The organism is Novosphingobium sp. B-7 (genome assembly GCF_000410615.1).
In the GTDB taxonomy this organism is placed as follows: domain Bacteria; phylum Pseudomonadota; class Alphaproteobacteria; order Sphingomonadales; family Sphingomonadaceae; genus Novosphingobium; species Novosphingobium capsulatum.
In genome coordinates this window covers 26,682-35,146 of record NZ_KE148336.1, presented here as the reverse complement: position 1 = coordinate 35,146, position 8,465 = coordinate 26,682, and the positions used below count along the sequence as shown (strand labels likewise).

The following is an 8,465-nucleotide window of genomic DNA, read 5'->3' as shown; positions in this document are numbered from 1 at the left end:
GCTCTTCCGGGCTCAACTGGCCCATGGTCTTGAGCAGGGCGGAAACCCAGCCCTGCTTGCCGAGCGCGGACACGCGGATCGCCTCCAGCGCATCGAGCGTGGTGGCATCGGCAATGGCGCCGAGCGTTTCGGCCTGCTGTTGGTCTAGCTGTTCCATCGCGCCTGCCGCTAGCGCTTTGCGGGGCAGAAGGGAAGATGGGTTGCGTGGGTTGTAGGGTGGCAACACGCCCTCCCCCAACCCCTCCCGCAGGCGGGAGGGGAGTCTTGTTGCTCTCCCCCTCCCGCCTGCGGGAGGGGGTCGGGGGGAGGGCATGTTCGCGGAAACCCCCAAAAGCAAAAGGCGCCCGCTCCTTTCGGAACGAGCGCCTTTAAAAGCTGTATCGCGATCAGGCGATCAGGCGGCCGGAAGGGCAGCCTTGGCCTGGGCGATCACGGCCGCGAACACGCCGCCTTCGTTCATGGCGAGATCCGCCATGGCCTTGCGATCGAGTTCGATGCCAGCAAGCTTGGTGCCGTGGATGAACTGCGAATAGGTCAGGCCTTCAGCGCGGACGGCCGCGTTGATGCGCTGGATCCACAGAGCACGGAACGTGCGCTTCTTGACCTTGCGGTCGCGGTATGCGTACTGGCCAGCCTTTTCAACGGCTTGGCGGGCAACGCGGATCGTGTTCTTGCGACGGCCGCGGTAACCCTTGGCCTGGTCGAGAATACGCTTATGCTTGGCACGCGTGGTGGTGCCGCGCTTGATACGGGACATGGATCAGCCTCCTCAGTTCAGCCCGTAGGGCGCCCACTTCTTGATCACCTTCGCGTCAGCGTCGGAGATCACGTCGGTGCCGCGGTTCTGGCGGATGTACTTGGCGTTGTGGCTGATCAGGCGGTGGCGCTTGCCGGCCACGCCGTGCTTCACCTTGCCCGTAGCGGTAAGCTTGAAGCGCTTCTTCACACCGCTCTTGGTCTTGAGCTTGGGCATTTTCGTCTCCTTGTTCGACGCGGTGTACCTGCCGTGGCAGCCCTATGTGGCCAGGCAGGAACGCAGATCCGCGTGGATTGAAGGGGCGGCCCTTAACGAGGGTGGGCCGGTTTGGCAACTTGATTCGGGCGGGTGGGGAACTGCCCCTCCACCACCCGCTGCGCGGGCGGTCCCCCTCCCCACGCTGTGGGGAGGATGAGGAAGGTCCTCCCCGCTTGGCGGGGAGGTGGCAGCCCGCAGGCCTGACGGAGGGGCAACAGGTCAGCCGATATCGTCCAGATTGAACGGCGTGGTCTGATAAACCTCGTTGATCCAGTTGCCGAACAATTGGTGGCCATGCGTGCGCCAGGTGTTGCGCGGCAGCTGGGCCGGATCGTTGTGCGGATAATAGTGACGCGGCACGATCCGTTCGCCATCGCGGCGATATTCGGTATCGAGCGTGAGCGTGTCGTATTCCAGATGGTTGAACATGTGGATGGCACGATGGGCCGGATCCTCGACCAGGCAGGGCCCGACCTCTTCACTGTCGAGCAATACGGCAAGGCCGGCGGGCAGGTCTGCCGCGCGAATCTCGCTCCAGCGCGAAACCGGCACGGGCACCACGTCAGACATGCCGCGCAGCCAGGGGCTGGCCGGGGCGCGGTTGACGTGATCGAACACGCCATGCGCCTTGGCCCCCAGGGCATGCTTGGGCACCCCGTGGAAATGCGCCAGCGCCGCCATGGCGCCCCAACAGATCGTCAGCAGGCGGTGGCAGTGGGTCTGGCTCCAGTCAAAGATCTGGCGCAACTCGTCCCAATAGGTCACCTCGCCATAGTCCATCGTTTCGACCGGCGCGCCGGTGACGATCAGGCCATCGAAGCGCTCTGCGCGCACGGCGGAAAACGGCGAATAGAATTCCGCCAGATGCCCGGCCGAGGTGGTCTTGCTGACATGGCCCGACAGGCGCACCAGCTTGAGCTCGATCTGCAGCGGCGTGGCGCCAAGCAGGCGCGCCACCTGGGTTTCGGTGGTGATCTTGTCGGGCATCAGGTTGAGCAGGGCGATGCGCAAGGGGCGGATATCCTGCCGCGCGGCCTCGGTTTCGCCCATCACGATCACGCCTTCGGCTTCCAGCGTGCGGCGGGCGGGGAGGTTATCGGCGATCCTGATCGGCACGGGCGTAGCTTTCCTTCAAATCCTGCACAGCCAAATCCTGTACAGCGCGAGGGGATGGAAAGGACGCCTGGGGCTTGCTCCGTTTCGTTGCCGGATCGGCCACATCCTCCCGTCAGGGAGCGCCACCTTGCCCGGAAACCGGCAGGTTGGCGTTGGGGCGTCGCCCCCAACTCTCGATGCTGGCCGCCCATGTAGCGGGCGCCCATGCGCATTGCAAGGCGTGCCCGGAACGCTACGCAACCGGCGGCAAGGATCGCTTTACCCCTTGCTCATGAGAATGAATCGCATTACCTTGCGAATCGTTCTCATGAGCGAAAGCACTCAGCGCCATGTACATCTGCATCTGCAATGCCATCCGCGAGAAAGATCTGCGCCAGGCCGCCCGTTGCCACGCCCGCGGCGATGCCGAAGCGCTCTATGGAACGCTGGGCTGCCAGGCACAGTGCCGACAGTGCCTGGACGATGCCGACGACGTGGTGGCCGACGAGCGCGCCTGCGCGATGGCGTGATAAGGCGGACCGTGGTGCGCGGCGCAACTGCGCATTGCCCCGGCTCCCTCGCTCGCTTACCCTGCCTTCCAGTTCAACGGCATAGGAAGGTTCGGCCATGAAGGGCGATGCCAAGGTCATCGAGTTTCTGAACAAGGCCCTGTTCAACGAACTGACCGCGATCAACCAATACTGGCTGCACTATCGCCTGCTCTCGCACTGGGGCGTGAAGAAGCTCGCTGATTTCGAACGGCACGAATCGATTGACGAGATGAAGCACGCCGATCTCCTGGCCGATCGCATCCTGTTCCTGGATGGGTTGCCCAATTTCCAGGCGCTGGGCCGTCTGAAAGTGGGCGAGTCGGTGGAGGAAGTGCTCAAGGCCGACCTAGCCCTGGAATACGAGGCCGTGCCCCTGCTGAAAGACGGCATCGCCCATTGCGAGACGGTGCGCGACTATGTCAGCCGCGATCTGCTGCAAAAGATCCTCGAAAGCGAGGAAGAGCATATCGATACCCTGGAAACCCAGCTCGACCTGATCAAGCAGATGGGCATCCACAACTATATCCAGTTGAACAGCCAGGCGGCGGAGGATTAAGTTTTCGGGGCTTGGTCGGGGAACATGCCCTCCCCCGGCCCCTCCCGCACGCGGGAGGGGAGTAGAGGTGCCCCCTTCAAGTCCCCCTCCCGCGTGCGGGAGGGGTTAGGGGAGGGCTTGTTGCTTACTGCGCGGCCTTCACCACCTCGCCACCCTTCATCACGAAAGCGACGTGTTCCAGCGTGCGCACGTCAGCCAGCGGATCGCCGTCGACGGCGATGAGATCGCCATAACGGCCCGTGGCAATGGCGCCCACGTCAGCCGTGCGGTCGAGCGCTTCGGCGGCGCTCTTGGTGGCGGCCTGGATCGCCTCGATCGGGGTCATGCCCCATTCCACCATCTTGGCGAACTGGCGCGCGTTGTAGCCGTTGGGATAGACGCCGCCATCGGTGCCGAACAGCAGCTTGACCCCGGCAGCATGGGCGGCGCGGAAGGTTTCGCGCTGCTTGCGGCCGATCATCTTTTCCTTGGCCAGGCTTTCCGGGAAGACGCCGTTCTTCTCGCCTTCGGCCAGGATATAGTCGTCGTTGTAGATGTCCATGTCGAGCCAAGCGCCCTTGGCCTTGGCCAGCTTGAAGCTTTCCTCGTCAGCGAGGCTGGCGTGCTCGATCGTGTCGATCCCGGCGCGCAGCGCATCGTTGATGCCGGCGGTGCCATGGGCATGGGCCGCCACGCGCATGCCGAGCATGTGCGCCTCGTCGGCCACGGCCTTGAGTTCGTCAAAGCTCATCTGCTGGGCGCCGACCGAATCGGTCTTGGAAAAGACGCCGCCGGTGGCGCAGATCTTGATCACTTCGGCGCCATACTTGCGCACCTTGCGCACCAGCGCGCGGAACTCTTCGGGCGTGTTGGCGATCTGCGGCGAAGGCACGGTGATCGAGGGCGGAAATTCGGTGGAATCGCAATGGCCGCCCGTGGCGCCCAGGGCATAGGTCGCCGGCACGATGCGCGGCCCGGGGACATAGCCCAGTTCGATCCCCTGCTTGAGCGCGACGTCGTCATAGTTGGCTGAGCCGACGTTGCGTACCGTGGTAAAGCCGGCTTCCACCGTCTTGCGGGCATTGGCCACGCCGATCACGGTCGACAGGTTGTCGGTGAACTCCAGCCCGCGATAGCCGCTGAGCGTGGGATCGCCGGTCAGGTGCACGTGCATGTCGATCAGGCCGGGCAGCAGCGTGCGCTGTCCCAGATCGACCACTTCGGCCCCGGCGGGCACGGCATCGCCACTCTTGCCAACGGCCGTGATGCGGCCATCGGTGATCACCACTTGCGCGCCATCGACCCGCTTGCCGGCCAGCACGTCGATCATGTGTGCGGCGCGCACTACCACGGTCTTGGCCTGCGCGCTGCCGGTTGCCAGCGCCACCAGCGCGGCCGCTCCCAGCGCCACGCTCTTTATCGTTGTCATGCACCATCCTCTTGTTGGGGGATGGTCGGCAAGGTTGCATGAGCAACGATATTGAACAAGTGTCTAATCTGCTGCCATCATTCGGCGTAGATCATCTTGCGGGTCATGCCGCCGTCCACCATGATCTGCTGCCCGGTGACGAAGCCGGCATCCGGGCTGGCGAGCCAGGCAATGGTGGTGGCGATATCGTGCACCGTGCCCACGCGCCCGGCGGGATGCTGCGCTTCATCGATGGGGCGGTGGTCCGCCGCGCGAGCGCGGTCGGCACGCTGCCACGGTCCGGTCTCGATCCAGCCGGGCAGCACGGCGTTGACCCGCACCTGCGGCCCCAGCCCCACCGCCATGGCATGGGTGAGCGCGCAGAGGCCGCCCTTGGCCGCAGCATAGGCATATGTATCGGGTTCGGACTGCAAGGCCCGCGTTGACGCGATGTTGACCACGCTGGCGCCGCTGCGCCGTTGCAGCAAGGGCAGGGCGGCACGGCTGCACAGAAACGCGGCGGTGAGCGAAGCATCGATCCAGCGCTGCCAGTCGGCCAAGGCCAGGTCTTCCAGCGGGCCGCAATAGGGATCGGCAATGCCGGCGTTGTTGACCAGGCAATCGATACCATCGCCTGCCCAGGCGGCAATGCGGGCGAAGGCGCGGGCCACGGGCTTTTCCCGGCCCACGTCGCAAGCTATCGTCAAGCCCTGCCCGCGCGGCAGCATGGCCCCCAGTTCCTTGAGCGCCTTGGCATCGCGATCAAGCGCGACCACGCGCCAGCCGAGCGCGGCAAAGTGCAAGGCGGTGCCCCGGCCGATACCGGCGCCCGCGCCCGTGATCACGATGGTGGATGCAGCAGTCGTCATGGCAGGCACAACGCGGCCGAAGCCGTTCAGTGCCGGTGGTTGTGCCCTGCGGCCAGCGCTTCGATCACGTCGTCCAGGCGCGCCGGATCGCCCAAGGCAAGGACGTGGCCTTCCGAGCCGATGTGCAGCGGATCGCCATTCCAATCGGACATCGTGCCGCCCGCCCCTTCAACCACCGGCACCAGCGCGGCCCAGTCGTGCAGCTTGAGGCCCGCCTCGCACACGATGTCGAGTTGGCCAGTGGCGAGCATGGCATAGTTGTAGCAATCGCCACCCATCACCATGCGGCGGTAGTCGGTCTGGCCGGCCAGCGCCATGAAGTGGTCGCCTTCATGCTGGCTGAAATAGTGCGGCCCGGTGGTGGCGATCGTCGCCTCGGCCAGCTCGCGGCAGGGGCGGGTCTTTACCGGCTGGCCGTTGAGCGTGGTTTCGCGGCCCGAGGCGCCCAGCCAGCGTTCGTTGGCAATCGGCTGGTCGATCACGCCCATCACCGGAAAGCCATCGACCAGAAGCGCGATCAGCGTGCCGAACAGCGCGCGCCCGGCGAGGAAGCCGGCCGTGCCATCGATCGGATCGAGCACCCAGCTGCGACCCGAAGTGCCCTCGCGCGTGCCGAATTCCTCGCCGATGACGGTGTCATCGGGGCGCTCAGCGGCCAGAATGGTACGCATCGCCTCTTCTGCCGCGCGGTCTGCCAGGGTCACCGGCGTGGCATCCCCCTTGCGTTCGGCGGTCACACTGCGAAAATAGGGCCGGATCGCGGCGCCGGCAGCGTCGGCCAGGCGGTGGGCCAGGGCAATGTCGTCATCGAGCTTCATGGCCCAGTGCTTTGCCGATCGGGCCGAAGCGGTCAAGAACGTTGCTCCGGCCCGGTGCGGCACGGCGGCAGTACAGGGGCAGGATGCAACATTTGAGGTTTGCGAAAGGCGGATAAGAGAGCAAGCAGGGCATTCAGGGGGCAAAGCAAGCATGAGTCGCCAGATCAGGCCGGCTGTGGACCGGGCGATTGCGCCGGCCGCGGGATTCACCCGCCAGGGGCAGCCACTGTCTTACAACCGCGCGCCAGCGCCCGACCTGGCGCCGTGGATCGGCCGGTTCTATGTCACCGTGGTCGATGCCCCGGCGGGCCATGCCCTGCAATGCGGGCTACTGGCCGATACCGGCTGCATCCGCGTGCAACTGCGCGGGGAATGGACAGCGCAGACCCGCGATGGCTTGCGCGCGCTGGGCCGGGCGGCGCTGGTCTTTGGCCCCAATACCAAGCGCATGGCCGTGGGCGTGACCGGCAGCTTTACCAGCGTGGGCGCCGTGTTGCGTCCGGGCGCGGCCCACGTTCTGGCCAGCCTGCCCGAGGCCGAACTGACCGACCGCTTTGCCACGATCGACCAGTTGGGCCTGAACCCGGATCACTGGCTGGAGATGTTCGATCCGGCCGCCTCGCCCGAAGACTGGTGCCAGGCGATGGAAGAGGCCCTGCGCGCGGTGATCGCCTGGCGCGGCACAGCAGAACCCGATGCGGTTTCCGCCCGTTTCGAAGCGGCAGCGCTGGCCAACCCCGCGATCGGCGTGGGCGAATTTGCCCAGCAATGCGGGATCGAGCAGCGCCGGCTGGAGCGGATCGTGCGGCGCGATTTCGGCATGACGCCCAAGCAGGTGCTGCGGCGGGCCCGCGCGCTCGACATGGCGAGCCACCTGCGCGGCGTGGCCGACGATGCCGAAGGGGAAACCCTGGCGCTGCGCTATTACGACCAGAGCCACCTGATCCGCGAATTTACCGCGATGTTCGGCATGTCGCCACGCCAGTTCGTCGATCTGGCGCAGCCGCTGATGACGCTGTCGCTGGAAACCCGCCAGGCGCGCCGCCTGGAAATGACCGAGCGGATTGCACCGGGCGGCATCCGGCCCTGGCAGTAATACCCAGGACCGGATCGCGCGGGATCAGTCGAACAGGCTGGAGACCGAGCTTTCGTCGGCAATGCGGCGGATCGCCTCGCCGATCAGCGGAGCGATGGTCAGGATGCGGATGCTGTCGCAGTCCTTGGTCGCTTCGGTCGGCAGGATGGTGTCGGTGATCACCAGTTCCTTGAGCGCCGAATTGCCGACGCGGGCCACAGCCGCGCCCGACAGCACGCCGTGGGTGATATAGGCCGCGACCCCGGCCGCACCGGCATCCATGAGGGCCTGCGCCGCGTTGCACAGCGTGCCGCCCGAATCGATGATATCGTCGATCAGGATGCACATGCGGCCCTTCACGTCGCCGATGATGTTCATCACTTCGGACTGGCCGGGACGATCGCGACGCTTGTCGACGATGGCCAGCGGCGCGTTGTCGAGCCGCTTGGCCAGGGCGCGGGCGCGCACCACGCCGCCAACGTCGGGCGAGACAACCATCAGTTCCTGCCCGCCGTAACGGGTCTGGATATCGGCGGCCATGACCGGGGCGGCAAACAGGTTGTCCGTCGGGATATCGAAGAAGCCCTGGATCTGCCCGGCATGGAGATCGACCGCGAGCACGCGATCGGCCCCGGCCGTGGTGATCAGGTTGGCCACCAGCTTGGCCGAGATCGGCGTGCGCGGCCCCGGCTTGCGGTCCTGGCGGGCATAGCCGAAGTAAGGCACCACGGCGGTGATCCGCTTGGCCGAGGCGCGGCGCAGCGCATCGATGCAGATCAGCAGCTCGAGCAGGTTGTCGTTGGCGGGATAGCTGGTGGACTGCACCAGGAAGACATCTTCGCCGCGCACGTTCTCGTGGATTTCCACGAAGACTTCCTCGTCGGCAAAGCGGCGCACCGAGGCGTCGGTCAGCGGCAGTTCCAGATAGGCCGCAATGGCGCGGGCCAGCGGCAGGTTGCCGTTGCCGGACATGATCTTCATGGCGTTTCCCTCGAGTCCTTTGGTGATCCTGATCCTCGCGCCGCCCTTAGCCCAAGATGACAGTTTTGCAACGCCCCAGCGTCCCGAACGGGCCGCAAACAGGCCGTTTTGCGCCCCA

The 8,465-nt window shown here is 65.8% G+C and carries 10 protein-coding genes, 1 pseudogene and 1 riboswitch; of the genes and pseudogenes, 2 read left to right on the top strand and 9 right to left on the bottom strand.

Features of this window, described 5'->3' with window-relative positions:
• The 5 genes and pseudogenes from H926_RS34660 to H926_RS35560 all read right to left on the bottom strand — a co-directional run.
• A pseudogene (locus H926_RS34660) lies at window positions 1–157 on the bottom strand (phenylalanine--tRNA ligase subunit alpha); the annotation flags it as partial.
• 237 nt (window positions 158–394) lie between these two features.
• A complete protein-coding gene (gene rplT / locus H926_RS0111890; RefSeq protein WP_022676504.1) occupies window positions 395–757 on the bottom strand; it encodes a 50S ribosomal protein L20 in 363 nt (120 codons plus the stop codon).
• A gap of 12 nt (window positions 758–769) precedes the next feature.
• On the bottom strand, window positions 770–973 hold the full coding sequence (rpmI, locus tag H926_RS0111885) for a 50S ribosomal protein L35 (protein WP_022676503.1): 204 nt from the start codon (window positions 971–973) through the stop codon (window positions 770–772).
• A gap of 261 nt (window positions 974–1,234) precedes the next feature.
• Entirely contained in the window at window positions 1,235–2,131 is an 897-nt protein-coding gene (locus tag H926_RS0111880) for a homoserine O-succinyltransferase (protein ID WP_022676502.1), read from the bottom strand.
• Between the two features lie 73 nt (window positions 2,132–2,204).
• Window positions 2,205–2,316: riboswitch (SAM-I-IV-variant riboswitch) on the bottom strand.
• A 120-nt stretch (window positions 2,317–2,436) separates the two neighbouring features.
• Window positions 2,437–2,739, bottom strand: coding sequence for a hypothetical protein (locus tag H926_RS35560; protein WP_158441974.1), 303 nt, complete (start codon window positions 2,737–2,739; stop codon window positions 2,437–2,439).
• Here H926_RS35560 and bfr point away from each other — a divergent pair.
• Window positions 2,738–3,217, top strand: a complete 480-nt coding sequence (gene bfr / locus H926_RS0111870) for a bacterioferritin (RefSeq protein ID WP_022676500.1) — start codon at window positions 2,738–2,740, stop codon at window positions 3,215–3,217. The two genes, H926_RS35560 and bfr, sit on opposite strands and share 2 nt — an antisense overlap.
• A gap of 124 nt (window positions 3,218–3,341) precedes the next feature.
• Here the strand turns inward: bfr and H926_RS0111865 are convergent, their stop codons facing one another.
• From H926_RS0111865 to H926_RS0111855, 3 genes are all read right to left on the bottom strand, one after another.
• Window positions 3,342–4,625, bottom strand: coding sequence for an amidohydrolase family protein (locus H926_RS0111865; protein ID WP_022676499.1), 1,284 nt, complete (start codon window positions 4,623–4,625; stop codon window positions 3,342–3,344).
• Between the two features lie 77 nt (window positions 4,626–4,702).
• On the bottom strand, window positions 4,703–5,473 hold the full coding sequence (locus H926_RS0111860; protein WP_022676498.1) for an SDR family NAD(P)-dependent oxidoreductase: 771 nt from the start codon (window positions 5,471–5,473) through the stop codon (window positions 4,703–4,705).
• A 26-nt stretch (window positions 5,474–5,499) separates the two neighbouring features.
• The gene (locus tag H926_RS0111855; RefSeq protein ID WP_022676497.1) at window positions 5,500–6,291 is read right to left on the bottom strand and encodes an inositol monophosphatase family protein; all 792 of its coding nucleotides are present in this window, start codon (window positions 6,289–6,291) and stop codon (window positions 5,500–5,502) included.
• 151 nt (window positions 6,292–6,442) lie between these two features.
• Between H926_RS0111855 and H926_RS0111850 the strand changes: the two genes are divergently transcribed.
• Window positions 6,443–7,387 carry a helix-turn-helix domain-containing protein gene (locus tag H926_RS0111850; protein ID WP_022676496.1) on the top strand — a complete coding sequence of 315 codons (945 nt, stop codon included), beginning with the start codon at window positions 6,443–6,445 and terminating at the stop codon, window positions 7,385–7,387.
• A 24-nt stretch (window positions 7,388–7,411) separates the two neighbouring features.
• Here the strand turns inward: H926_RS0111850 and H926_RS0111845 are convergent, their stop codons facing one another.
• Entirely contained in the window at window positions 7,412–8,347 is a 936-nt protein-coding gene (locus H926_RS0111845) for a ribose-phosphate pyrophosphokinase (protein WP_022676495.1), read from the bottom strand.
• Window positions 8,348–8,465 lie beyond the last annotated feature (118 nt).

Excerpts from the sequence above, each read along its gene's own strand:
- rplT (WP_022676504.1), bottom strand. The coding sequence starts at position 757 with ATGTCCCGTATCAAGCGCGGCACCACCACGCGTGCCAAGCATAAGCGT.
- rpmI (WP_022676503.1), bottom strand. The coding sequence starts at position 973 with ATGCCCAAGCTCAAGACCAAGAGCGGTGTGAAGAAGCGCTTCAAGCTT.
- bfr (WP_022676500.1), top strand. The coding sequence starts at position 2,738 with ATGAAGGGCGATGCCAAGGTCATCGAGTTTCTGAACAAGGCCCTGTTC.
- H926_RS35560 (WP_158441974.1), bottom strand. The coding sequence starts at position 2,739 with ATGGCCGAACCTTCCTATGCCGTTGAACTGGAAGGCAGGGTAAGCGAG.
- H926_RS0111865 (WP_022676499.1), bottom strand. The coding sequence starts at position 4,625 with ATGACAACGATAAAGAGCGTGGCGCTGGGAGCGGCCGCGCTGGTGGCG.
- H926_RS0111860 (WP_022676498.1), bottom strand. The coding sequence starts at position 5,473 with ATGACGACTGCTGCATCCACCATCGTGATCACGGGCGCGGGCGCCGGT.
- H926_RS0111855 (WP_022676497.1), bottom strand. The coding sequence starts at position 6,291 with ATGAAGCTCGATGACGACATTGCCCTGGCCCACCGCCTGGCCGACGCT.
- H926_RS0111850 (WP_022676496.1), top strand. The coding sequence starts at position 6,443 with ATGAGTCGCCAGATCAGGCCGGCTGTGGACCGGGCGATTGCGCCGGCC.
- H926_RS0111845 (WP_022676495.1), bottom strand. The coding sequence starts at position 8,347 with ATGAAGATCATGTCCGGCAACGGCAACCTGCCGCTGGCCCGCGCCATT.